Origin of the sequence: Hymenobacter psychrophilus (assembly GCF_900107135.1) — a bacterium.
Classification (GTDB): domain Bacteria; phylum Bacteroidota; class Bacteroidia; order Cytophagales; family Hymenobacteraceae; genus Hymenobacter; species Hymenobacter psychrophilus.
Genome location: NZ_FNOV01000001.1, coordinates 560,987 through 585,539, shown reverse-complemented (window position 1 = coordinate 585,539; position 24,553 = coordinate 560,987). Strand labels below are relative to the sequence as shown.

At 60.4% G+C, this 24,553-nt stretch carries 21 protein-coding genes; 10 read left to right on the top strand and 11 right to left on the bottom strand.

Going from position 1 to position 24,553, the window contains the following annotated elements; translation table 11 throughout:
* The first annotated feature begins 55 nt into the window (after positions 1-55).
* The gene (locus tag BLW21_RS02420) at positions 56-1,708 is read left to right on the top strand and encodes a hypothetical protein (protein WP_139255055.1); all 1,653 of its coding nucleotides are present in this window, start codon (positions 56-58) and stop codon (positions 1,706-1,708) included.
* A gap of 93 nt (positions 1,709-1,801) precedes the next feature.
* Entirely contained in the window at positions 1,802-2,782 is a 981-nt protein-coding gene (locus BLW21_RS02415; RefSeq protein WP_092737503.1) for an acyl-ACP desaturase, read from the top strand.
* A 128-nt stretch (positions 2,783-2,910) separates the two neighbouring features.
* Here BLW21_RS02415 and BLW21_RS02410 read toward each other — a convergent pair whose 3' ends face one another.
* Positions 2,911-3,531 (bottom strand): hypothetical protein, encoded by a 621-nt coding sequence (locus BLW21_RS02410; protein WP_092737501.1) that lies wholly within the window; start codon positions 3,529-3,531, stop codon positions 2,911-2,913.
* Positions 3,532-3,716: 185 nt separating this feature from the next.
* On the bottom strand, positions 3,717-3,998 hold the full coding sequence (locus BLW21_RS02405) for a DUF427 domain-containing protein (RefSeq protein ID WP_092737499.1): 282 nt from the start codon (positions 3,996-3,998) through the stop codon (positions 3,717-3,719).
* 137 nt (positions 3,999-4,135) lie between these two features.
* On the opposite strand from BLW21_RS02405, the gene BLW21_RS02400 reads away from it, so the two are divergent.
* The 4 genes from BLW21_RS02400 (at position 4,136) to BLW21_RS02385 (ending at position 8,472) form a co-directional block, all read left to right on the top strand.
* Positions 4,136-5,170: a GNAT family N-acetyltransferase gene (locus BLW21_RS02400; protein WP_092737497.1), complete on the top strand. Its 1,035-nt coding sequence runs from the start codon at positions 4,136-4,138 to the stop codon at positions 5,168-5,170.
* A 184-nt stretch (positions 5,171-5,354) separates the two neighbouring features.
* Positions 5,355-6,464, top strand: a complete 1,110-nt coding sequence (locus BLW21_RS02395) for a vWA domain-containing protein (protein WP_092737495.1) — start codon at positions 5,355-5,357, stop codon at positions 6,462-6,464.
* A gap of 167 nt (positions 6,465-6,631) precedes the next feature.
* On the top strand, positions 6,632-8,200 hold the full coding sequence (locus BLW21_RS02390) for a sigma 54-interacting transcriptional regulator (RefSeq protein WP_092737492.1): 1,569 nt from the start codon (positions 6,632-6,634) through the stop codon (positions 8,198-8,200).
* 5 nt (positions 8,201-8,205) lie between these two features.
* Positions 8,206-8,472, top strand: coding sequence for a CPCC family cysteine-rich protein (locus BLW21_RS02385; RefSeq protein ID WP_092737490.1), 267 nt, complete (start codon positions 8,206-8,208; stop codon positions 8,470-8,472).
* 74 nt (positions 8,473-8,546) lie between these two features.
* Here the strand turns inward: BLW21_RS02385 and BLW21_RS02380 are convergent, their stop codons facing one another.
* On the bottom strand, positions 8,547-8,807 hold the full coding sequence (locus tag BLW21_RS02380) for a hypothetical protein (protein WP_092737488.1): 261 nt from the start codon (positions 8,805-8,807) through the stop codon (positions 8,547-8,549).
* Between the two features lie 159 nt (positions 8,808-8,966).
* Positions 8,967-9,428, bottom strand: coding sequence for a peptidylprolyl isomerase (locus BLW21_RS02375; protein WP_092737486.1), 462 nt, complete (start codon positions 9,426-9,428; stop codon positions 8,967-8,969).
* A 207-nt stretch (positions 9,429-9,635) separates the two neighbouring features.
* On the opposite strand from BLW21_RS02375, the gene BLW21_RS02370 reads away from it, so the two are divergent.
* Positions 9,636-10,283, top strand: a complete 648-nt coding sequence (locus BLW21_RS02370) for a fasciclin domain-containing protein (RefSeq protein ID WP_092737484.1) — start codon at positions 9,636-9,638, stop codon at positions 10,281-10,283.
* Between the two features lie 87 nt (positions 10,284-10,370).
* Here the strand turns inward: BLW21_RS02370 and BLW21_RS02365 are convergent, their stop codons facing one another.
* Positions 10,371-11,762 carry a UDP-N-acetylmuramate--L-alanine ligase gene (locus BLW21_RS02365; protein ID WP_092737482.1) on the bottom strand — a complete coding sequence of 464 codons (1,392 nt, stop codon included), beginning with the start codon at positions 11,760-11,762 and terminating at the stop codon, positions 10,371-10,373.
* 349 nt (positions 11,763-12,111) lie between these two features.
* On the opposite strand from BLW21_RS02365, the gene dnaB reads away from it, so the two are divergent.
* Together dnaB and gyrB are read left to right on the top strand one after the other, a co-directional pair.
* Positions 12,112-14,751: a replicative DNA helicase gene (gene dnaB, locus BLW21_RS02360; RefSeq protein WP_092737479.1), complete on the top strand. Its 2,640-nt coding sequence runs from the start codon at positions 12,112-12,114 to the stop codon at positions 14,749-14,751.
* Between the two features lie 242 nt (positions 14,752-14,993).
* On the top strand, positions 14,994-16,982 hold the full coding sequence (gene gyrB / locus BLW21_RS02355; RefSeq protein WP_092737477.1) for a DNA topoisomerase (ATP-hydrolyzing) subunit B: 1,989 nt from the start codon (positions 14,994-14,996) through the stop codon (positions 16,980-16,982).
* 165 nt (positions 16,983-17,147) lie between these two features.
* Here gyrB and rsgA read toward each other — a convergent pair whose 3' ends face one another.
* From rsgA to BLW21_RS02325, 6 genes are all read right to left on the bottom strand, one after another.
* The gene (rsgA, locus tag BLW21_RS02350; protein ID WP_092737475.1) at positions 17,148-18,074 is read right to left on the bottom strand and encodes a ribosome small subunit-dependent GTPase A; all 927 of its coding nucleotides are present in this window, start codon (positions 18,072-18,074) and stop codon (positions 17,148-17,150) included.
* Positions 18,075-18,243: 169 nt separating this feature from the next.
* Complete coding sequence (locus BLW21_RS02345) at positions 18,244-19,494, bottom strand: 3-deoxy-D-manno-octulosonic acid transferase (RefSeq protein ID WP_092737585.1); 1,251 nt, start codon at positions 19,492-19,494, stop codon at positions 18,244-18,246.
* Between the two features lie 161 nt (positions 19,495-19,655).
* Entirely contained in the window at positions 19,656-20,294 is a 639-nt protein-coding gene (locus BLW21_RS02340) for a peroxiredoxin (protein ID WP_092737473.1), read from the bottom strand.
* Between the two features lie 137 nt (positions 20,295-20,431).
* A complete protein-coding gene (locus BLW21_RS02335; RefSeq protein WP_092737471.1) occupies positions 20,432-20,917 on the bottom strand; it encodes a Fur family transcriptional regulator in 486 nt (161 codons plus the stop codon).
* Positions 20,918-21,110: 193 nt separating this feature from the next.
* Positions 21,111-21,890 (bottom strand): enoyl-CoA hydratase-related protein, encoded by a 780-nt coding sequence (locus BLW21_RS02330; RefSeq protein ID WP_092737469.1) that lies wholly within the window; start codon positions 21,888-21,890, stop codon positions 21,111-21,113.
* Between the two features lie 143 nt (positions 21,891-22,033).
* The gene (locus BLW21_RS02325; RefSeq protein WP_092737467.1) at positions 22,034-23,317 is read right to left on the bottom strand and encodes an aspartate kinase; all 1,284 of its coding nucleotides are present in this window, start codon (positions 23,315-23,317) and stop codon (positions 22,034-22,036) included.
* Positions 23,318-23,464: 147 nt separating this feature from the next.
* On the opposite strand from BLW21_RS02325, the gene fbp reads away from it, so the two are divergent.
* The gene (gene fbp / locus BLW21_RS02320; protein ID WP_092737465.1) at positions 23,465-24,490 is read left to right on the top strand and encodes a class 1 fructose-bisphosphatase; all 1,026 of its coding nucleotides are present in this window, start codon (positions 23,465-23,467) and stop codon (positions 24,488-24,490) included.
* Positions 24,491-24,553 lie beyond the last annotated feature (63 nt).

The following is a 24,553-nucleotide window of genomic DNA, read 5'->3' as shown; positions in this document are numbered from 1 at the left end:
GAATGAGTGGCTCGGTGAGAACGTCATTCCCTCATTCACCGCTACCTTGCGGCCTATGCGTCGTCGGCTCTGGATTCTGTTGCTGCCTCTGGGGCTGCTGCTGCTCAGTGGCGGGCTGCTGGGCACGTATTTTGAAACCAACGACGACCTGGCCATTCTGGGGCTGGTGCGCGGGGCCACGGCCGCCAACCCGCAGTCCGATCTGTACTTGTATTTCCACGGCTACGCGGCCCTCTGGACCCGATTGTACGCCGCCTGGCCGCTGGTGCCCTGGTACGGCCTGACGCTTTACGGGCTGCTCTACGCGGCGACTGTGCTGGTAGTCGCAGTACTCAACCAGTTGCTGCAACCCCATCTGCGGCCGGTAGCGCGGGCTTTGGTGCTGGGGCTGCTGTTCGGGCTGGGCTGGCTGGAGCACGGTTTCTGGTTCAATTACTCCCGCGTGCCGCTGCTGCTGGCCGGGGCCGCGCTGCTTTATACTGCGGCCCGCTACTCGGGGCGGGGCTGGCGGGTGGTGGTGCCGGGGCTGCTGCTGGTGGGGGCCGCCGCCGGCATCCGGCCCGGCGGGGCGCTGCTGGGGCTGCTGGCCGCCGCGCCCGCCGCCTGGTGGCTGGGCGGCCGGCCGACGCTGGGCGTGCTGGCCGGCCAACTGCTGGTAGTAGGGGCGTTGGCGCTGGTGGTAGGCCAAGGTGAAAACGTTGCCGCCTACCGCCGCTTCGATACGCAAGTGGCCTTTTTCAACGACTACCGCCTGAGTACCGCACCCGCCGCCCGCCGCCTTACGGCTCCCACCGACCGCTTGGCCCTGGCCGCCGCCCGCCGCTGGATGTACTCCGACTCTACCCTCACCAGCGAAGCGTTTTTCGAGCGGCTGGTGCAGATTCGGCCGGCCGAATACCTGCGCCACACGGCCCCGGCCAAGCTCGGCCGCACCCTGCTGGGGCTGGGGCGCGACTATTTTCCGCTGCTGCTGCTGCTGGGGCTGTCGGCGCTGGCGGTGGTTCGGGGCCGGCCCGCTGGTCAGCGGCTGTTCTGGGTCGTGCAGTTGGGTTTTGTGGGGCTGTTGCTGGGGCTGGGCACGCTGCTGAAGCTGCCGCCCCGCGCCGCCCTGCCGCTGCTCGATTTCTGGGTGCTGGCCAACCTGGTTTTTGTGGTGCGCCAGGGCCTGCTGCCGCGCTGGCCGCTGGCTGCCGGCCCCGCGCGCGTGGCGGGGCTGGCGCTGCTGCTGGCCACTGCCGCCTACGCCTACAAAACTGCCCACCGCCGCCAGATGTTGGCCCAGGAGCAGGCTACCAACGAGCAGCAGCAGCGCCGGCTGCTGGCCGTGGCCGGGGGCAGCAACGTGCTGGTCACCGATGGCCTTGCGGCCACCTACAAGTCAAACTCACCCTTTGCCCCCGCACCCTGGCCGGCCGGCCCGCACCGCATACTACCACTTGCCGGCTGGCCTACCTATAGCCCCGCCCAACCCCGGTTGCTGGCTTTCCTCACCGGCACCCGTGCCTTCGTTCCGGCCTTGCTCCGGTTGGCGCGGCAGCCCGATGTGGCTTGGGTGCTCACCCCTGGCGGAGCCCGGGTGCTCAATGCCCAGTTGATGGCCGCCGACACCGGCTGCCGGCTGGCGCCGGTACCCGGCCCACTGCTGGCAACAGGAATAAGGGCCTATAAACCAGTATTTAATAGCTTGCAGACTGTCCCAACGCCATAATTTTGTATAGCCAGAAAGGGAGGTATTTAGCAGCGCAGGTGTAGTAAGTATATATCTTTAGCCTTTTACTGCACTCTCTCGACCCCCATCCCCATGATCACCGCCTCAGTTGCCACCCGTAGCGAAGTGCTCCAACAAATGGAGGGCTTTCTGAAGGAAAATATCGATACATTCCTCAAGCCTGTAGAAACCAACTGGCAGCCTTCGGATTTTCTGCCCGACTCGCGCCAGGATGATTTTTTCGATGAAGTAAAGCTGTTGCGCGAGCGGGCCCAGGGCCTGAGCTACGACCTGCTGGCTGTACTCATCGGCGACACCATCACCGAGGAAGCATTGCCCAACTATGAAGCCTGGTTTCACGAACTCGAAGATCTGAACCGCAACCGGGACAATGGTTGGGCCCAGTGGATTCGGGGCTGGACGGCCGAGGAGAACCGCCACGGCGACCTGCTCAACCGCTACCTCTACCTCTCGGGCCGCGTGAACATGCGCGAGTTCGAAATCAGTACCCAGTACCTGATTAACGACGGTTTCGACCTGGGAACGGCCCACGACCCTTACCGGGCGTTCGTGTACACGTCGTACCAGGAAATGGCCACCAATATCTCGCACCGCCGCGTGGGCCAGTTGGCGCGCACCGCCGGCGACGAGCAGCTGTCAAAAATCTGCGGCATGATTGCCGGCGACGAGAACCGCCACGCCCGGGTGTACAAAACGTTCGTAGAGAAAATTTTCGAATCCGACCCATCCGAAATGATGCTGGCCTTCGAGGACATGATGCGCAAGAAAATAGTGATGCCCGCGCATTACATGCGAGAGTTAGGGGTCGATATGGGTAAAACCTTCGGCCACTTTACCGATGCCGCCCAGCGCTTGGGCGTGTACACGAGCCACGACTACACCGAAATCCTCGATACGCTCATCACCGACTGGAAAATCGAACAGCTCCGCGACCTGACGCCCGCCGCCGAAAAAGCCCGCGACTACGTGGTGGCCCTACCCAACCGCCTGCGCCGCGTTGCCGACCGTATGCCCGTGCCTAAGCTCGAATACAAATTCAAATGGATTGACTAGCGGTTTCAGGTTTTAATTTTTTTAAAGAACCAGGACTCAGCTAAAGGAGCTTGAAGGCCAACGGAAACGTAAAATGCCCCGCCGTAATTACGGCGGGGCATTTTGTATATGCTTTTAGGCTTTACGCTCTAGCGGTCCATCGACTGACCCATAACCAGCTTGCCGGAGCCGTCGAGGGTGTACTCAACGGTGCGGTTACCGGTAGAAGCAGTGCCGTCGGCGGGAGTAATGGGGAAGCTGCGTACGAGCTTGCTACCGCTGATCTGGTAAGTGTCCTGACCCATATAGCCCATGCCGGCCTGCCCGATAGGCGTGCCGGGCATTGTGATGGGGGAGTAGCCCCGGTCAGTAAACTCGAAGCCGTAGAGGCCACCGTTTGCTTTTTTGTTGTCGGTCATCACGTACAACTCAGGCTTGCCGTTGCCATTCATGTCGCCGGCCAGCACGCTCGTCACGGCGCCCATTACCGAAGTGCGGATAGGATCAGTCGTCAAGGAGGAGCCACGGTAAGAGCGGATGCTGATAACGCGCGAATCGTCCGAACCGAAGGTTTTCACCTCAAAGCGGTACTCACCCTGAGTTACCTCTTGGTTGAAGGTAACATCACCCTCATCGATGGCAGGCGTGGAGGGTAGCGGGCTCGACGACGACTCGGTAGTGGCTACCTGACGCGTAGAATCGCAGGCCGATAGGGCGGTAGAAGCAACGCCAGCTGCCAGCAGCAAGCAGGAAAAGGAGGAAATGCGCATAGGTAAAAAGTTAGGGAAGATGCAGTAATGGCCCCGGTAACAGCCGGAGTTAAGAAGCAATCCGGGAGAGGATTTAGACCAATTTAACGCAATGTACGAAGATTGAGTTGTATTTTTTTGATTGCCTGTAAGCTTGGTAAACCAAACTGTCCGGATCAATACCTGTCCGGGACTATGGCGGCAGCCTAGGATTCTACCCGGACCCCCTTCCAGAAGGCCACGCGGCCCCGGATGTGGTTGGCTGCCTCTTTGGGCTCGGGATAGAACCAGGAAGCATCTTTGTTCAACTCGCCATTCACGCGTAGCGAGTAATAGCTGGCCCGGCCTTTCCAGGGGCAGCTGGTGTGGGCAATGCTGTCTTCAAAATATTCCCGTTTGAGAGATTCGGCGGGGAAGTAATGGTTGTTTTCCACTACTACAGTGTCGTTGCTCTCGGCAATAACGGTATCATTCCAGATGGCTTTCATGGGCGTAGATTACGGATGGATAAGTGAGGCAGCGGCTACCGGGACTGAGCCGCCGTGCCGATATTGCTAAACGTGCATCTTTGCCGGATGTTTGGCCGCCGCTAAAACCTACGTCTTCCGCTATGCTCCGATAGTCTATGTTCCGCTACATCGGCCCCGAAAACCTTGACCGTGCCCAATGGGATGCCCTGATTACCGCCGACCCCAACGGCCTGGTCTACGCGCTCAGCTGGTATCTCGATAGGGTGGCGCCGGGCTGGGCTGCGCTGGTGAAGTACGATGCGCAGGGCCGCTACATAGCCGGCCTGCCACTGCCGGTACGCTCGAAATTCGGGTTCCGCTTCCTGCGCCAGCCTGTATTTACGCAGCAGCTGGGCCTGTTTAGCCGCGAGCCACCCACGCCCGCCGACTTACAGCAAATAAGCAAGCTGCTACGGCGTAGGTTTCGCTTCATTACCCAGTATTCCTTTAACACCGCCAACACCGCCAACACCACCAACACCGCCAACACCGGGCTGCTGGCGGCCGATGTGCCGGCGCTGGCAGACTTTGGAGTGGCTACCCGCCACACCTATTATATAGATCTGCAGCCTGCCTATCCACAGCTGGCGGCCGGCTACCACGCCAGTCGGCGCCGACAGCTGCGCCAGGCCCGGTCCCACGGCCTGCGGGTAGAGGCGGCAGACGGGCCCGAGGCGCTGGAAACGCTGATTCGGCTGTTTGCCGAAAACACGGCCGCCAACATCGCGGGCCTGTTGGGCGAGGCCTACGAATATCCGCTGCTGCGCGCCCTGTATGCCGCCGCCCGGCAGCGCGGCATGGCCGAGCTGTGGCAGGCCCGCACGCCGGCCGGCGAGGTGGTGGCGGCCGTGCTGCTGTGGAAATTCAACGGCCAGCTGATCTACCTGTTCAACAGTTCCAGCCGGCTGGGCAAGCAGCAACGGGCTATTTCGGTGCTTGTGGATGCGCTGCTGCAACGCTATGCCGGCCAGCCGCTACGCTTCGATTTCGAGTCGCCCCAGGTACCCAGCCTCGATAGGTTCTATGCCAGCTTCGGCTCAGTGAAAACCCCGTTTCTAAGTATTACCCTCAACCAGCTGCCCTGGCCCGTGCGTCAGCTGAAAGCGGCCCGCACGGCGCTGGTGAGGGCTTGGCTGCGTCGGCGGGCATAGGCCGGCCCAGTGCCCCAGGGCTAAAGCCCTGGGCTACGCAGCGCAACAACTGAAACGCTGATTAGCCCAAGGCTTTAGCCCTGGGATTCTTGGCTACAGTACACCCCAAGAAACATTCCGCCGCCGGGCCGTGTTGGGCCTAGTGCGGCTAAGTTTTGCCGCCGCTTCTCCCTACTACTATCCTATGTCCGCAGGCTTCCGATTCCGGGATTATGTGCCCGAAGAAACGACCGATAAGGGCTTCGACTCCCTGTTCAAAATATTCATGCAGCTCGTTACCATCACCAGCGGCGATGTGGGCGAGGCGCTTTCCTGGCTTAATGAGCTCGACAAGCAGTACGGCCTGACCGACGACGGCTACGGTATGGGCAACTTCATCGAAGACCTCAAGAAAAAGGGCTACATCGACGAAAATGCCCAGGAGCCCGGCTCGTTTGAGATTACGGCCAAGAGCGAGCAGAAAATCCGCAAGTCGGCGCTGGAGGAAATCTTCGGTAAGCTCAAGAAATCGGGCCCCGGCAACCACCGCACGCCCCACACTGGCCAGGGCGACGAGCAGAGCACCGATATGCGTGAATTCCGCTTCGGCGACTCGCTCGACCAGATTTCGATGACCGAGAGCATCCGCAATGCCCAGCTCAACCACGGCATTGGCAGCGGCGACGACTTTATGCTGACCGAGGGCGACTTGGAGGTGCGCGAAAACGAGCACAAGACCCAGACCAGCACGGTGCTCATGATTGACATCTCGCACTCGATGATTCTGTATGGCGAAGACCGCATCACGCCCGCCAAAAAGGTGGCCATGGCCCTGGCCGAGCTCGTGAAGCAGAAGTACCCCAAGGATTTTCTCGACGTAATCGTGTTCGGCAATGATGCTTGGCAGATTGAGGTGAAGGAGCTGCCCTACCTGCAGGTGGGCCCCTACCACACCAACACGGTGGCCGGCTTGGAGCTGGCCCTGGACCTGCTGCGCAAGCGCAAAACGAGCAACAAACAGATTTTCATGATTACCGACGGCAAGCCTACCTGCCTGAAAGAAGCGGGTGGCTACTACAAAAACTCGTTCGGGCTCGACCGCAAAGTCATCAACAAAACCCTAAACCTGGCCGCCGCCGCCCGCCGCCTCAAAGTGCCCATCACCACCTTCATGATTGCCGACGACCCGTATTTGAAGCGCTTCGTGGAGGAGTTCACCGAAGTCAACCAGGGCAAGGCGTACTACTCCAGCCTCAAGGGCCTGGGCCACCTGATTTTCGAGGACTACAAGAAAAACCGCCGCAAGAGCCTGTAATCCGCTGAACGGCCCCGCCCGTCTGTCATCCTGAGCTTGCGAAGGACCTTATCACGCTTGAAGGACCTTATCACGTTCGAACATTTCCTTCAATCGTGATAAGGTCCTTCGCAAGCTCAGGATGACAGTAAATTTTCAACCCCACACATCCCACTACTTTCCGATATATGCCCGCTTACGATTCGCTTTCCGCTGACCAACTCCAGCAAATAACCACCCTCAAAGACCTCAAAAAATCCGGTTACCAGCCCCGCTCCGTGAAAACGGAGCTGCGCGACAACCTCATCAAAAAGCTGCAAAGCGGCGAAGACGTGTTTCCCGGCATCTTCGGCTACGAAGAAACCGTGATTCCGGAGCTGCAGCGCGCCATCCTGGCCGGCCACCACATCAACTTGCTTGGCTTGCGCGGCCAGGCTAAAACCCGCATTGCCCGCCTGCTTATCGGTTTGCTCGATGAATACGTGCCAGTAGTGGCAGGCTCGGAGCTCAACGACGACCCGTTGCAGCCGCTGAGCGTGTTCGCCAAAAACCTGCTGGCCGAGCACGGCGACGACACGCCCGTGGCCTGGCTGCCCCGCGCCGACCGCTACACCGAGAAGCTGGCCACGCCCGACGTATCGGTGGCCGACCTGATCGGCGACGCCGACCCCATCAAGGCCGCCACGCTCAAGCTGCCGTACTCCGATGAGCGCGTGATTCACTTTGGCCTGATTCCGCGGGCCCACCGGGGTATTTTCGTTATCAACGAGCTGCCCGACTTGCAGGCCCGCATTCAGGTGTCGCTGTTTAACATCCTGCAGGAAGGCGATATTCAGATTCGCGGTTTCAAGGTGCGCCTGCCGCTGGACCTGCAGTTCGTGTTCACGGCCAACCCCGAGGACTACACCAACCGCGGTTCTATCGTGACGCCCCTCAAGGACCGCATCGACGCCCAGATCATCACCCACTATCCGAAATCCATCGAAATCGGCAAGCGCATCACCCAGCAGGAAGCCCGCATCAAGCCGGCCCAGCGGGGCATGGTCACGCTGAATGACATCGTGGCCGATCTGGTGGAACAAGTAGCCATTGAGGCCCGGGGCTCGGAGTTTGTCGATGCCAAGAGCGGCGTGTCGGCCCGCCTGACCATCTCGGCTTTCGAGCAGGTGGTGGCCGGGGCCGAGCGCCGGGCGCTGGTGAACGGCGAAAAGAACACTTATGTGCGCGTGAGCGACTTTATTACCGCCGTGCCGGCCGTAACGGGCAAAGTGGAGCTGGTGTACGAGGGCGAGCAGGAGGGCGCGGGCATCGTGGCCGAAAAGCTCATGGGCAAGGCCATCCGCACGCTCTTCCTCAACTACTTCCCCGACCCCGATAAAGCCAAGAAGCTCAAAGGCCGCCCCTCGCCCTACAAAACGGTGCAGGAGTGGTTTGGCGCCGGCCACACCGTAGACCTGCTCCACGACCTGAGCACGAAAGACTACCACACCGCCCTCGACCAAGTGCCCGGCCTGCGCGACATTGTAACCGAGTTGCACCCCAACGAGGACGCCGAGGCTACCTACTTCCTCATGGAGTTCCTGCTGCACGGCCTGAGCGAGTACAGCCTGATTTCGCGCAACCGCCTCACGGCAGGTGCCCAGTTCAAGGACCTGCTCAGCAGCATGTTCACGATGCCCTCCTTCGGTGAAGGCGACGAGGACGACGAGGATGAGGACGACGAAGACGAAAAGCCCCAGCGCGGCCGCCGTCGGTAGACCAGATGTATGCTGTAAACCGTTTCGGTAATTACCAATGTCCCTGCTGTAGCTATTTCACGCTGGGTGAGGGCAGGAGTAATACGTTTGATATCTGCTCCGTCTGTTGGTGGGAGGATGATGGTGTTCAGTTCGACCTGCCTGATATGGATGGTGGGGCTAACTCGCCCAGCTTAAATGAGGCCCGGCAAGGTTTTCGCCGAATTGGTGCCAGTGAGGAAAGATGGCTGAGTCGCGTTCGACCAGCACTTCCAGAAGAAATGCCAGATTAGGACTAACAAAAACGCCCCGCGTACCAATTGGTGCGCGGGGCGTTTTATTGGTTTTAAAGCAAAGTCAGCAAGAGCTACATCTTGCGGGCCTTGAGCTCCTGCTGGGCGCTCTTGAGCTGGTACTCGAGTGATTTGAGCTTGGCTTTTTCGGTTTCCACCAGGCGGTCCTGGTCGCTGATCTGGTTGCGCAGGTCGCTGATGCGCTGGGCCTGGGCGGCAATAACGGGGTTGCTCGAATCCATGTCGGACTTGAAGGCGGCGCAGCCACTACTCAGCAGCAGGGCCGTACCAAACGTAAGCGACAGGAACAGGCGGGAAGTGTTGGACTTTTTCATAAGAAGGAGAGTGAGGCGCGGCGCCTGGAAAGCGCCACTATAAGTAGTCTTACGCGGGGGCCTACGGAGGAGTTGTTCAGGAGAGGGCTCTTAAGGTCAACAAAAAGCCCCCACCAGCCGAAACCAGTGGGGGCCAAATGGGAAGAGCCAGCAGAAAATTTACGCCTGCTCGCTCACCACAATCTTCTGGATTTCGTCGTCGGCTTTTATCTGCTCGATGATGTCGAGGCCCTCCACCACTTTACCGAACACCGTGTGGTTACGGTCGAGGTGGGCGGTGTTGTCGCGCGAGTGGACGATGAAGAACTGCGAGCCGCCGGTGTTGCGGCCGGCGTGGGCCATGCTGAGGGCGCCGCGCTCGTGGTACTGGTGGTCGCCATTGAGCTCACAGTCGATTTTGTAACCCGGGCCGCCGGTGCCGGGGCTGCCTTTGGCCCCATCGCGCGAGTTGGGGCAGCCGCCCTGGATCACGAAGTTGGGAATGACGCGGTGAAACTTGAGGCCGTCGTAGAAGCCTTTTTCGGCCAGGTCGGTGAAGTTTTTAACGGTTTTCGGAGCATCCTGCTCGTAGAACTCAACCTTCATAACGCCCTTACTGGTATGGATTTCGGCAGTTTTCATGGTGTTGGTTGTGGAAATGTGAAATAGGAAAGTGGGTGAGCGAAAAGCTTCAGGGGCCCTTACGCCCCCGGCCGGCGTGGGTTGCGCACGGCAGCCAAAGGTAAGAATTTAGCAACCAGCCAAACATCCGGGTACGCTAATGGTTCGTAGGTCCGGTAACGCCACCGGGTGGTGGCGCCCACTCCAATTCTCCCCTTTTCTCCCTTTATGCACAAGCTTCTGCGCTCCTCTACGCTGGCCCTGTTGGCAGCCGGTTCCCTCAGCCTTGGCCTCACCAGCTGCGGCGACAGCAACACCGAAAAAGCCGATGCCAGCATCGACTCCATGACTCCGACTACCGTCGACTCGACCGCCATGATGGCCGACGACGCGCGCATGGGCAAGCCCGAGGGCGTAATGGTAGACGGCGTAGCCATGCTGCCCAGCAATACCATTGTGCAGAACGCCGTAATGGCCTCCAGCGTGAGCACGCTCGTGAAAGCCGTGCAGGCCGCCGGCCTCGACGGCACGCTCAGCGGCCCCGGCCCGTTCACGGTATTCGCCCCCACCAACGCCGCCTTCGATAAGCTGCCCAACGGCGCCCTGGCTGGCCTGCTCAAGCCCGAAAGCAAGGACAAGCTCGCGGCGGTGCTCACGTACCACGTCATCCCCGGTCGCCTGGTAGCCCAGGATCTGAAGGATGGCCAGGAGCTGACCACCGTGAACGGTGAGAAGCTGAAAGTAATGGTGAAGGACGGCGTGGTAATGGTCGGTAACGGCAAAGATGCCCCCGCCACCGTACAGGTAGCCGACGTAATTTCGAGCAACGGCGTCACCCACGTCATCGACGCAGTAGTGCTGCCCCTGGCTAAGTAATCAGTATTCCGTTTATTGCGGATGCCAAAAAAGCGCCGGCCTCGAGTGGCCGGCGCTTTTTTTGTTGAAATGCGGAGCCAAGTGGCTCTACCGTACGACTTCCTCGGCCAGCTGAACCAGATCCAGCCCGTCGAAGGTGCCCGACGACATCATCAGCAGGTTGGTCGCGGTCCAGTTCTGGGCGTGCAGAAAGTCGGCCAGTGCGCGGCTGTCGGTGAACACGCGCAGGTCGGGGCGCTGGAAGGCAGCCTGCACGGCTTCGGGCGGCAGGGCCGGCAGCCGCTTGTGGGCTAGCACGGCCGGGTTGAAGTACACCACGGCCACATCGGGCGCGTCAAACGTGTGGGCGTACTGGGGCAGGAAATCGGGGTTGAGCGAGCTGAAGGTGTGCAGCTCCAGGCAGGCCACCAGCCGCCGCTCCGGGAACTGCTTTTTGAACGCCGTGGCCGTCGCTTTTAGCTTGCTCGGGGCGTGGGCAAAGTCCTTGTACACCACTGAGTCGGTGCCCTCGCGCACCAGCTCCAGCCGCCGCGCCGCACCCTTAAACGAGCCCAGCGCCTCGTAAAACTCCTTGCCCTTGATGCCCAGCTGCTTGCACACTTCCTTGGCCGCCGAAATATTGCGCAGGTTATGCTCCCCGAATATCTTCACCGGCACCTGCTCATCCTTTTTCGTCACCAGAAACGTCTGGCCGTCGCGCACCACGTTTTCGTGGGGTCCGTAGCCGATGTACTTCACATCGGGGCTGGTAGGCACGGTTACCAGCTGGGTCTGCTCGTCGTCGCGGTCATAAATCAGCACCCCGGCCTTGGGCGTCATTTCCGCGAAGATTTTGAACTGCTCGCGGTAGATTTCCTCGGTAGCAAACACATTGATATGGTCCCAGCTGATGCCCGAAATAACGCCGATATGGTGCTGATAGAGGTGAAACTTGGGCCGCCGGTCGATGGGCGAGGCCAGGTACTCGTCGCCCTCGATAATGATAATGGGCGCGTCGTCGGTGAGCTGCACCATCAGTTCGAAGCCTTCCAGCTGGGCGCCCACCGCATAGTCGAACTTGCGACCGTGGTAGCGCAGCACGTGCAGGATAAGCGAGGTAATGCTGGTTTTGCCGTGCGAGCCGCCAATTACGATGCGCTGCTTGTCTTTCGAGGCCTCATAGATGAACTCGGGAAACGAGTACACCCGCAGGCCCAGCTCCTGGGCCCGCAGCAGCTCGGGGTTGTCGGGCCGGGCGTGCATGCCCACAATCACGGCGTCGAGGTCGGCCGTAATTTTTTCCGGAAACCAGCCCTCGGCTTCGGGTAGCAGCCCGGCCGCCGCCAGCCGGCTTTTGGCGGGCTCAAAAATTTCGTCGTCGGAGCCCGTTACGTGGGCCCCGCGCTGGTGCAGGGCCAGCGCCAGGTTGTGCATGATGCTGCCGCCGGTGGCAATCAGGTGCAGACGGTGAAGCGAGGAGGGAGCAGCAGAAGAAGTCATAAGGCAGCAGGAGTGAGGGCGGCAAAGGTAGCGGTTTGGGGTTGTTGGGGGGGGGGGGGGGGGGCAAACGAATTGAGATGCTGTCATCCTGAGCGCAGCGAAGGACCTTATCCAGTAGGAACGAATTGCCCATACTGGATGAGGTCCTTCGCTGCGCTCAGGATGACAGCATCTGAATGCAACCCCAGTTTCCCCGAAAGAAACCTTTCCCCTCCCTTCCGGATTGTAAGGCCCAGCCGTTAGCTTTGTAGCCCTTTGGCCGAATGGAGCACCGGGCCGGGCAACCGGCCGCGAAAATACCCGTCGTGAAACTCGTCCGGTCTGCTTACCTTGTAGTGTATTTTTTTAGATGAACGACCGGATGGATGACCGCCTCAAACAAGCAGGTTCAAGGGCTAAAGCTGCCTGGAACAACCGGCCGGCCCACTTGCCGGCGGGCGGTCCGGCCGGCAAGCTGCCGCCCCAGGCCCTGGAGCTGGAGGCGGCCGTGCTCGGGGCCCTCATGCTCGAAAAGGATGCCCTGACCACCGTTATCGATATTCTCAAGCCCCAAAGCTTCTACAAAGACGGCCACCAGCGCATCTTCAAGGCCATCCTGAACCTGTTCGACAAGTCGGAGCCGATTGATATTCTCACCGTCACGCACGAGCTGCGCGAGATGGGCGAGCTGGAGGCGGCCGGCGGCACCCACTACGTGGCCCAGCTCACGTTCAAGGTCAACTCGGCGGCCAACATCGAGTACCACTCCCGCATCATCACCGAAAACGCCATCAAGCGGGAGCTCATCAACATTGCCAGCACCATCCAGCGCGACGCTTTCGAGGACACCACCGACGTGTTCAACCTGCTCGACTCCACCGAGCAGGCGCTGTTCGAGGTGTCGGAGTCGAACATCCGTAAGAACTTCGACGATATGCGCAGCCTGATGGGCAAGGCCATCAAGGAGCTCGAAGAAAAGAAGGACCAGAAGGACGGCCTCACCGGCGTGCCCAGCGGCTTCTCGGCCCTGGATAGAGTGACAAGCGGCTGGCAAAACTCTGACCTGGTGATTATTGCGGCCCGGCCCGGCATGGGTAAGTGTCTGGGCAAGGGTACCAAGGTGCTCATGTTTGATGGCACGCTGCGCAACGTGGAGGACGTGCGCGAAGGCGAGCTGCTGATGGGCGACGACTCGACCCCGCGCCGGGTGCTGAACATCGCCCGGGGCCGCGAAAACATGTACTGGGTGCGCCAGAACAAGGGCGAGGCCTACCGGGTCAATGAAAGCCACATCCTCTCGCTCAAGCGCAGCCGCAACGAGGGCCCCCACCGCCACGGCGACGTGCTCAATATCGAAGTGCGCGACTGGCTGCAGAAAAGCCCCAAGTTTCGCTCGAACTACAAGGGCTACAAAGTGCCCGTGGAGTTTGCGGCCCAGGAAGTGTCGGTAGACCCTTATTTTTTTGGCGTATGGCTAGGTGATGGGTGTTCAAATACAAGCCTAATTACCACTCGGGACGACGAAGTTGTAGAGTACATTTATCAGTACGCTGAGCAACTCAACTGCCGCGTAACGGCCCATGCCAATCTGGTGCAGCATCCTGACTACAGAATAACTGCCAAAGAGCGGATGAAGGGCGGTTCAGCATTGTTTTTGAACCTACGCCAGCTCGGCGTGCTCGGCAACAAGCACATTCCGCAGCAGTACCTGAGCAACAGCACCGAAAACCGCCTGCAACTGCTGGCCGGCCTTATCGACTCCGATGGCCACCTCGACCCGGTGAGCAACGGCTACGAAATAACCCAGAAGAACCAGCAGCTGGCCCGTCAGATCAAGTTTCTGGCCGATTCGCTGGGCTTCCGCACTTCGCTGAAAAAGAAGCGGGCCACCATCAGCGCCATTGGTTACGAGAGTGAGGTGTACCGGGTCCGCATCTACGGCGACATCAGCCGGGTGCCGGTGCGTGTAACCCGCAAAAAGGCCCAGCCCTGGGCCTCAGTGGTCGATTGGCGCATGACCGGCATTTCGGTGGAGTTCGACAAGCAGGACGACTACTACGGCTTCAGCATCGACGGCAACCGGCTGTTTCTGCTCGCCGACTGCACCGTGACCCACAACACGGCTTTCGTAGTGTCGGCCATGCGCAACGCGGCGGTCGAGTTCAAGAAGCCGGTGGCTATCTTCTCGCTCGAAATGTCGTCGCTGCAGCTCGTGAATCGTCTGATTTCGGCGGAGGCGGAGCTGGATTCCGAGAAAATCAAGAAGGGCAACCTCGCCGACCACGAGTGGGCCCAGCTCAACCACAAGATTTCCAACCTTTCTTCGGCCCCGATTTACATCGACGATACGCCCGGCCTCAGCATCCGGGAGCTGCGCACCAAGTGCCGCCGCCTGAAAGCGCACCACGATATTTCGATGATTATCATCGACTATCTGCAGCTGATGACCGGCAACACCGACGGCAAGGGTGGGGGCAACCGGGAACAGGAAATTGCCTCCATCTCGCGAGCCCTCAAGGGCATTGCCAAGGAGCTGAACGTACCCGTGCTGGCGCTGTCGCAGCTTTCGCGCTCCGTAGAAACCCGCGGCGGCGACAAGAAGCCCCAGCTGAGTGACCTGCGCGAATCGGGCTCCATCGAGCAGGATGCCGACATGGTTATTTTCCTGTACCGTCCCGAGTACTACAAAATCACGGAGGACGAGATGGGCAACCCCACCCAGGGCACGGGCGAGGTGATTATTGCCAAGCACCGGAACGGCTCGCTGGAAACCGTGCAGCTCAAGTTCATCGGCAAGTTCACCAAGTTTGCCGACCTCGATGGCGAAGGTGGCTTCGATGGGGGCTCGGGTTTCAACCCTGGCGCTTTCCCCAGCAGCACCTTCGACGACGAACAGGCCGGCTTTGCGCCCAATACCATCCGCCTGGGTTCGCGCATCAACAACGACTCGCCGCCCCCGGCCCAGCCTTTCCCGCGCAGCAACTTCGACGACGGTCCGCCGCCGTTTTAAAACCGGCTCCGGACCAGCGTTTGGAATTGACTTAAGCCCAGAACGCCCGCTCCTGTAGCGGGCGTTCTGCGTTCAGGCCTACGCCGCGTGAGGGAGCAGCTCTCAGCCCGCTCAAATGCCGATTTAAACGGCCGGCCGAGCCCAATACGACACCGCCCCAAACCGGCCTTCGCGCTGGCAAAAACCGGATTTTTTCGGTATCTTTGCCTACTTACGCACCCTGCATTGAACCCCTCTGTTATATGAGCGAAATCACTGAAAAAGTAGCCCCCGCCGAGTACTCGGCCAATAGCATTCAGGTACTCGAAGGGCTCGAAGCCGTGCGCAAACGCCCGTCGATGTACATCGGCGACACCGGCATCCGGGGCCTGCACCATCTGGTGTGGGAAGTGGTCGATAACTCCATCGATGAAGCCCTGGCCGGCCACTGCGACACCATCCACGTCACCATCAACGAAAATAACTCCGTTACCGTCCGCGACAATGGTCGTGGCATTCCCGTCGATTTCCACGAGAAAGAAGGCCGCTCGGCCCTCGAAGTGGTGATGACGGTGCTGCACGCCGGCGGCAAGTTCGATAAGGACTCCTACAAAGTATCGGGCGGCCTGCACGGGGTGGGCGTGAGCTGCGTGAACGCGCTCAGCCAGGATTTGAAAGTAACCGTGCGTCGCAACGGCAAAATGTACCAGCAGGAGTACAAAATTGGTATTCCGCAGTATCCGGTAAAGGAAATCGGAACCACCGACGAGCACGGTACGCAGGTGGAGTTTCTGCCCGACGACAGCATCTTCACGGAGAGCGTGTATAAATACGCCACCATTGCCGGTCGCCTGCGCGAGCTGTCGTACCTGAACAGCGGCATCCGCATCACGCTCACTGACCGCCGGGAGCCCGGCGAGAACGAAGGCGAGTTCCGGAACGAGGAATTTTACTCGACCGGCGGCCTGGCCGAATTCGTGCAGTACCTCGATGGCACGGAGCGCCACGCGCTCATGCCCGCGCCCATCCACGTCATTAATGAGAAGGGCAGCACGCCGGTTGAGGTGGCACTGCAGTACAACGACTCGTACCAGGAGAACATCTTTTCCTACGTCAATAACATCAACACCCACGAGGGCGGCACGCACGTGGCCGGCTTCCGCTCGGCCCTCACGCGCACGCTCAAGGCCTACGCCGATAAGTCGGGCAAGCTGGAGAAGGCAAAGGTGGAAATTTCGGGCGAAGACTTCCGAGAGGGCCTCACGGCCGTTATTTCGGTGAAAGTGCAGGAGCCCCAGTTCGAGGGCCAGACCAAAGCCAAGCTCGGCAACAACGAAGTAAACGGTGCCGTGAATACGGCAGTGGGCGAAATTCTGGCGCAGTATCTGGAGGAAAATCCCAAGGAAGCGGGTATCATCGTGGAGAAAGTGATTCTGGCCGCCAAGGCCCGGATTGCTGCTAAAAAGGCCCGCGAAATGGTCCAGCGCAAATCGGTGCTCGGCTCCACGTCGCTGCCTGGTAAGCTGGCCGACTGCTCCGAATCGGACCCCGAAATCTGCGAAATCTACTTGGTCGAAGGCGACTCGGCCGGTGGCACGGCCAAGCAGGGCCGCAACCGCGCCTTCCAGGCCATTCTGCCGCTGCGTGGTAAAATCCTGAACGTAGAGAAGGCCCAGGAGCACCGCATTCTGGAAAACGAGGAAATCCGGAACATGATTACGGCCCTGGGCGTGAGCTTCGGCGTGGCCGCCGACCCGGAGAATGGAATTGAGGCCGATTCCAAGGCCCTCAACATCAAGAAGCTGCGCTACCACAAGGTCATCATCATGACCGACGCCGACATCGACGGCTCGCACATCCGGACGCTGATTCTGACCTTCTTCTTCCGCTACATGCGTGAGTTGGTGGACAAAGGCTATATCTACATCGCCCTGCCGCCGCTCTACCTCGTGAAGAAAGGCAAGGAAGAGCGTTACTGCTGGACCGAGGAGGAGCGCATCGCCGCCCAGGAAGAGTTGGGCCGGGGCAAGCCCGAAAGCGTGAACGTGCAGCGCTACAAAGGCCTGGGCGAAATGAACGCTGAGCAGCTCTGGAGCACTACCATGCAGCCCTCCACCCGCTCGCTCAAGCAGGTAAACGTAGACTCAGCCGCTGAAGCCGACCACCTGTTCTCGATGCTGATGGGCGACGAGGTAGCCCCCCGCCGTGAGTTCATCGAAAAAAACGCCAAGTACGCCAAGCTCGACGTGTAATTTTGAGCTGTTAGCTGAGAGCTATTAGCTGTTAGCTTTCGTTCTGATGATTTGTATATGAAAAGCGCCAGCCTGTAATAGGTTGGCGCTTTTTGGTGATGCACAAAGCCGAAAAAAACGTTGTTGACGAGAACAGCGCTAACAGCTAACAGCTCAAATCAAAGCCTACCGGCGGTTGTCTTCAGCCTGCTGCATACTGATGTAGCTGTCGTAGCGGGGGAGGGCGATGCGGCCTTTATCCACGGCTTCGCGCACAGCGCAGCCGGGCTCATGTAGGTGCTGGCAGTTGTGGTAACGGCACTGATTGAGCAGGGCGCGCATTTCGGGGAAGTAATGGGCCAGCTCGCCGGCTTTCATGTCCACGAGGCCCAGTTCCTTGATTCCGGGCGTGTCGATGAGGTAGGTGCCGGGGCGTACTTCGAGCATTTCGGCGTAGGTGGTGGTGTGCACGCCCTTGTCGGAGAACTGGCTGATTTCGGCCGTTTTCAGGTCGAGGTCGGGCACCAGGGCGTTGATGAGCGTGCTTTTGCCCACGCCCGAGTGCCCCGAGAGCAGCGACACCTTGCCATCGAGCAACGCATCCACGTCGGCCACGCCCTCGCCAGTGTGGGCCGAGCAGCGTAGGCCGGGGTAACCCAGGCGCTCATAGAGCTGCTGAATCTGGCCCTGGTAGTCGTTGAGGTCGTCGTCGTAGAGGTCGGTTTTGTTGAAGATGAGCGTGGTGGAAATATGGTATGCCTCGGCCGTCACCAGAAACCGGTCGATGAACCCGAACGAGGTGGCCGGCGAGGCCAGCGTAACCACCAGCAGGGCCTGGTCGAGGTTGGCGGCCACGATGTGGGCGTGCTCGGTTTTGTGCACCGAGCGGCGGATGATGTAGTTGCGGCGCGGGGCAATGTGGTGAATTACGCCCGCGCCCTCGGTTTGCTCCTCCACCGTAAATTCCACCTCGTCGCCCACGGCCAGTGGGTTGCTCACCTTCAGGCCCTGGTTCTTAAACTTGCCCCGCAGCCGGCAGTGGTGAAACTGGCCGGTACTGATTTCGCGCACCACGTACCACGAGCCCGTCGATCTAACAATGATTCCGGTCATGAGCGGTGAGATAATGAAATGGTGAGATAGTGAGTTTGACGTTCAAAGAACCTGCTGGGGCAGGATATACGAATGATGGCGTGGGATTTCAAATCGGTTGGAAAACAATAGTTGACTGCTTTGCGTCGCGGACGCCTGCGGGCCCTTAAGCGTTAAACGCCCCATCTCGCTACTTCACCAACTCGCCTTCCACCCAACGCATAATTTTGCGGGTGGCGCCGCTGTGGTCGTGTACGTAGTCGAGGCTTTGGTCCTGCACCTGCAGGCGGGCCTCCTCGCGGTAGTAGAGCCCGCCGAAGGCTTTGAGCAGTTCGTCGGCCGAGGCTATGGGGAAGGCGCAGCCCAACGCCACGAGCTCCTCGGCCTCCTGAAACTTATGGTAAGTAGGGCCGAAGAACAGCGGCAGGCCAAAAGCCGCGGCTTCGAGCGTATTGTGCAGGCCCTTGCCAAAAGCCCCGCCCACGTAGGCAAAATGGCCGAAACGGTAGAGCGAGCTGAGCAGCCCCACGTTGTCGATGAGCAGCAGCCGGGCATCGGCTACAGTAGCTTCCGTGGCCTGCGAGTAGCGTACCACCTGGCCCGGCAGAGCGGTTTCTACCCGGCGCAGGTTGGCCTCGGTTACTTCGTGGGGCGCCACAATAAAGCGCAGCTCCTGCTGGTACTGCTCGAAAAGGGGCGTGAGCACGGCAATATCCTCGGCCCAGCTGCTGCCCACAATCAGTACCGGGCACCAGTCGTCGGTGAAGGCCTCGATGAGGGGCAGGGCGCGGGGCGGGGCCGAAGCCGTGTGCACCACCGTGTCGAAGCGCGTGTCGCCGGCCACGCTCACGCGGCTCAGGCCGGCACCGCGCAGCAGCCCGGCCGAGGCCTGGTTCTGCGTAAAGATATGCGTGAAGGAGCCCAGGATACGGCGGAAAAACCCACCCCAGGGCTGGAAAAATACCTGCTTGGGCCGGAAAATAGCCGACACGCAGATGGCCGGAATTTCCCGCCGCTGTAGTTCCCGCAGGAAGTAGTACCAGAACTCGTACTTCACGAACACGGCCAGCTGCGGCCGCACGGCATCCAGAAAAGTGCGGGCGTTGGCAGCCGTATCGAGGGGCAGGTAGAACACGTAATCGGCGCCGGGCCAGTTGTGGCGCACCTCGTAGCCCGAGGGCGAGAAGAAGGTAAGCACCAGCTTATGGTCGGGGTATTCGGCCCGGTAGGCTTCCATCAGCGGGCGGCCCTGTTCGAATTCGCCCAGCGAGGCGCAATGAAACCACACCATCGGTGCAGCTTCGTGGCGCAGCTCCCCACGGATGCGGCCCAGCAGCCCGCGCCGCCCGGCCGCCCAGGCGGCAGCCTTGGGCACGAAAGGGCTCAGCAGCCGCAGCAGCAGCGCATACAGTCGCAGACCAAGAGAATACAGTAGGCGCAAAAGCAAGCGAAAGAAGGCGGGTGAAACGAGCAGCCCGAAGCTGCCCACTACAAAAGTACGCCCTTCGGCCCACATCAAACAAAAAGCCCCCACCCGGCAGGGCAGAGGCTTCTCGTTTCAGAAGTGAGAGGTGAGACGGTAATCGAGTCTCCCTTCTACTATTAGTGAGCAGACTGTTTGCCGAGGTAGTTGGCTACGCCTTCGCGAGTGGCCTGCATGCCCTCCTTGCCTTCCTCCCAGTTGGCGGGGCAAACTTCGCCCTTCTCCTCGAAGTACTGCAGGGCATCTACCATGCGCATGGCTTCGTCGATGCTGCGGCCCAGTGGGCCGTCGTTTACCACCTGGTGGCGCACGATGCCGTCCTTGTCGATCAGGAACAGACCACGGTAGGCCAGGGGCGAGCCGATAAAGGTCATTTCGCCGGCTTCGTTGTAGTCGTAGTGGCCGCCGAGTACGTCGTAGTTGGAGGCAATGGTCTTGGTGGCGTCGGCCACCAGCGGGTAGGTTACGCCCTCGATGCCGCCGTTGTCGCGGGGCGTCTGCAGCCAGGCGAAGTGCGAGAAGTGCGTATCGGTCGAGCAGCCCACAATGGCGACACCCTTAGCCTCGAAATCGGCCAGACGGTCCTCAAAAGCAATGATTTCGGTGGGGCAAACGAAGGTGAAGTCGGCGGGGTAGAAATAGAAAATGACGTGCTTCTTGCCCAAATACCGGTCGAGGGAGAAATCCTCCTCGAACTCGCCATCAATAACGGCGGTGGCTTTGAAAGAAGGAGCGCGTTTACCAACAAGAACTGCCATGCGTTTTTAAAATTAAGGTTGAAGGTGAATGACTGAGTGATGACTGGGTAAGTAAGCCCGTAAGCTGACGGCCGCCCGCAACCGGGCGGCGAATCAGAAAAGAAAAGTTAGGAAGAAGCGGCCGTAAGCCCCAGCCGTCAGGTGGTCTGTTTGGCTGGGCCGGCAGCGGACGAATCAGCCACGCGGTTGCCCGTTACATGCAGCGAGAAGGAGTGCGGTTGGAAGCCCGGCAGTCCCTTGGCCGCAAAAAAATTCCGAATCAGGTCATCTAGCTGCGGGTCGCAGTAGTCGATGATTTCTTGGGTATCGGCGCAGACTAGGTGGTGGTGCTCGGTGCAGTCGGCATCGTAGCGGCGGCGCGAGCCCTCGGCCGAGGCGACCCGGCGCGTGAGGCCGGCGGCCACAAACGAATCGAGCGCCTTATACACAGTGCCCAGCGAAACCGATGACAACTGCTCGGTCACGCGCTGGTGCACCTGCTCGGCGGTTGGGTGGCCGGGCAGCACCAGCAAGCTCCCCAGAATCAGGAGGCGCTGGCGGGTGGCCCGCAACCCGGCATCAGCCAGCTGCTGTTGCAGTTGCTCGGGCGTAAGAGCTGAATGAGGGTGTTGATGATCGTGCACAGATAAGAATAATTCTCCGCAAAGATAAGCCTATAAGCATTGCGAAAGAAAAATTGTTTCATTCGGGGCGTTTGGGGAAATAAAGTAGCCTGACATCCTGCGCTTGTGAAAGACCCGGTTAGAACCCGCTTCCTTTGGGAACAGCGGCTGCATAGAGCCTTCGCAAGCGCAGGACGCCAGTGGTTTTGGTTACTTACCGGCCCTTAAACTCGGCCGGCCGCTTCTCCACGAAGGCGGCCATGCCCTCCTTCTGGTCTTCGGAGGCGAAGGTCATGTAGAAGTTCTTGCGCTCGAAGTGCAGGCCCTCATCTAGGTGGGTTTCGAAGGCGCGGTTCACCGATTCCTTGGCCAGCCGGGCCGCTACGGGCGACATTTTGGCCATGCTGGCGGCCAGGCGGAAGGCTTCCTCCAAGTACTGGCCCACGGGCACCACGCGGTTTACGAGGCCGTGGCGGGCGGCTTCGTCGGCGCCCATTGGCTCGCCGGTCAGCACCATTTCCATGGCCCGGGCCTTACCGATGGCGCGGGTGAGGCGCTGGGTGCCACCCGCGCCCGGCATGGTGCCGATGCGAATTTCGGGCTGCCCGAACTTGGCCGTTTCCGAGGCCACAATCATGTCGCAGGTCATGGCCAGCTCGCAGCCGCCGCCCAGCGCGAAGCCCGACACGGCGGCCAGCAGCGGCTTGGTGGTGCGCCGGATCTGGTCCCAGATGCTGAACTGGTCAATCAGTAGCATGTCAATAGCCGTGCGGCCGGCCATCTGCTTGATGTCGGCGCCGGCGGCGAAGGCCCGCTCGTTGCCCGCCAGCACAATCACGCGCACCTCAGGGTCCTGGTCGAGTTGCTTGAGGGCGGCAGCCACTTCCTGCATCAGCTGCAGGTTGAGGGCGTTGAGCTCCTTGGGGCGGTTAAGTTGAATCAGGGCTACCTGGGGCCGCGCCTGGGGCGTTACGAGGATGAATTCGGGCGTCATATGTAGTGCAAAAGCTGAAAAGAACAGGAAGAGCAAAGAACGTCATTCAGCGCGAAGCGAAGAATCGCGCGGGTCAAAGTACTGCCTGCATCAGGGCTACGGTGGTACGCGCGGTTCTTCGCTTCGCGCTGAATGACGTGTTGCTACCCCTCCATTTCCCCTGCGCCGCGGCATACGAACTGGAACGTTTGGCGGGTACGCTGCTCCAGCAGCAGCTCGCGGCCGGCCGTCAGCCGCTGCAGGCTGGGGGCATCGTAGTTTTTGATGGTGTACAGCTCCAGGCCGGTGTTGTAGTGAATGGTGAACTGGTCGCGCAGCCGCGCCAGCAGCTGTTCGAGGCGGGCCGGCAGAAAATCGGTGCACACCGAAAAGCTGATGGCTGAATTCTGCATGAGTCGGATTTTCAGCCGTACCTGAGCCAGCACGCCAAAAATCACCTCCAGGTTTTCCTCCGAAATGAAGTCCAGCTCCTTCGACTCGAAGGAAACCAGGCACTGGTCGGTTTTGCGGATGAAGGCCGGCACGAGCAGCCCATGGCGGCAGTCGTGGATACGGGTGCCCTCGGCCGTGGGGTCCAGAAACGACTTCACCAGCAGCGGAATACCGCGCACGGCCAGCGGCTTGATGGTTTTGGGGTGAATGACCGAGGCCCCGTAGTAGGCCATTTCGATGGTTTCTTGGTAGCTGATTTCCGGGTAGCGCACCGTGTCAGCAAAGATTTTTGGGTCGGCGTTCAGCAAACCCGCCACGTCTTTCCAGATGGTGACCGATTCGGCCTCCAGGCAGTAGGCCAGAATGGCGGCCGTGAAGTCGGAACCCTCGCGGCCCAGCGTGGTAGTGAGGCCGCTGGCCGTGCCGCCCACGAAGCCCTGCGTCACCACCGGCGGGCCCTGGACCAGATCTTCAAGTGGCAAAGCGGCACGCAAGGCAGCTTCGGTGGCAACCCAGTCTAGGCGGCCCTCGCGCCAGGTTTCGTCGGTGCGGATGAGCGGGCGGCAGTCGAGCCAGCGGGCCCGCAGAAACGCGGCCACGATGTGCGTGGCCAGCAGCTCGCCGAAGCTCACCACCTGGTCGTAGTGCCGGTCAAGGTCGGCCTCAGAAACGGTGGCCGCGGCTGTTAGCTGGGTCTGAAGTCCGGCCAGCAACTCGTCCAACAGCTCGTCGGCGGGCAGGTCCAGCTCGGCGGCCACGTTGGCGTGGAAGTCGCGCAGCTCGGCCAGCTCGGCGGCATAAGGCTGGCCGGCATGGGCGAGTTGCAGCAGGGCCTCCAGGGCGTTGGTGGTTTTGCCCATCGCCGACACCACAATCACCAGCGGGCCGGGGCGGCCGTGCTCGGCTACTATGCGGCCCAGGTTGCGAATAGCGGCGGCATCCTTCACTGAGGCCCCGCCAAATTTGTAAACTTTTAGTTGAGCTGACTCGTGCATGGCCCCAAATGTAGGGCCGGCGCGCGGCTTCGGCTCAAGCCGGCCCGCAAACGTTGCCGGGAAAAACGGAGCGAAGATTCGCTTTGGCCGACCCGAATTGGTTACTTTTGAGCTTTCCCCCCGAATCTCATCTTCCCACATCTTCTAATGGATAATCACGACAAGCTCGCGCTGCCCGTCGGCACCACCCTCGACCGTTTCATCATGCGTAAGCAGGAGGATTTTCCCTACGCGACCGGCGAACTGAGCCAATTGCTGCGCGATATTGCGCTGGCCGCCAAAATCGTCAACCGCGAAATCAACCGCTCGGGCCTTATTGATATTGCCGGCGCCTACGGCAACCGCAACGTGCAGGGCGAAGACCAGCAGAAGCTCGACGTGATTGCCAACATCCGCTTCATCCGGGCACTGCGCAACGGTGGCGAAGTGTGCACCATCATCTCGGAAGAGGATGAGGACATGATCCAGACGGGCAACGTGCAGGGCAAGTACGTGGTGGCCATCGACCCGCTCGACGGCTCGTCTAACATCGACGTGAACGTGAGTATCGGCACCATTTTCAGCATCTACCGCCGGGTGTCGCCTACCGGCAGCGAAGGTACGGCCCAGGATTGCATGCAAACCGGCACCCATCAGGTGGCGGCCGGCTACGTGATTTACGGCTCCAGCACCATGATGGTGTACACGACCGGCAATGGCGTGAACGGCTTCACCTACGAGCCCAGCCTGGGCGAGTTATTCCTCTCGCACCCCAACATCCAGATTCCTGCCATGGGTAAAGTGTACTCAGTAAACGAGGGCACGTCGGAGTACTTCTCTGAGGGCATGAAGAACTATGTGGCCTACTGCAAGGAGCAGAGCTACTCGGCCCGCTACATTGGCTCGCTGGTAGCCGACTTCCACCGCAACCTGCTCAAGGGCGGCATCTATATTTATCCCGGTACGAGCAAGGTGCCCAACGGCAAGCTACGGCTCATGTACGAGTGCAACCCGCTGGCTTTCATCGTAGAGCAGGCGGGCGGCAAGTCGAGCGACGGTCGCCGCCGTACATTGGAACTGGAGCCTACCGACATGCACGAGCGGTGCCCGGTGTTCATCGGCTCAATGGAGATGGTGGAAAAGGCCGAGGAATTCCTGGCTGCCGAGGTGCGGCACAACGAGGCCGCACAGTAAGCGCCTCAGTTCAGCACCCATAAAAAAGCGCCGGCGGCCCATGGGCCGCCGGCGCTTTTTTAT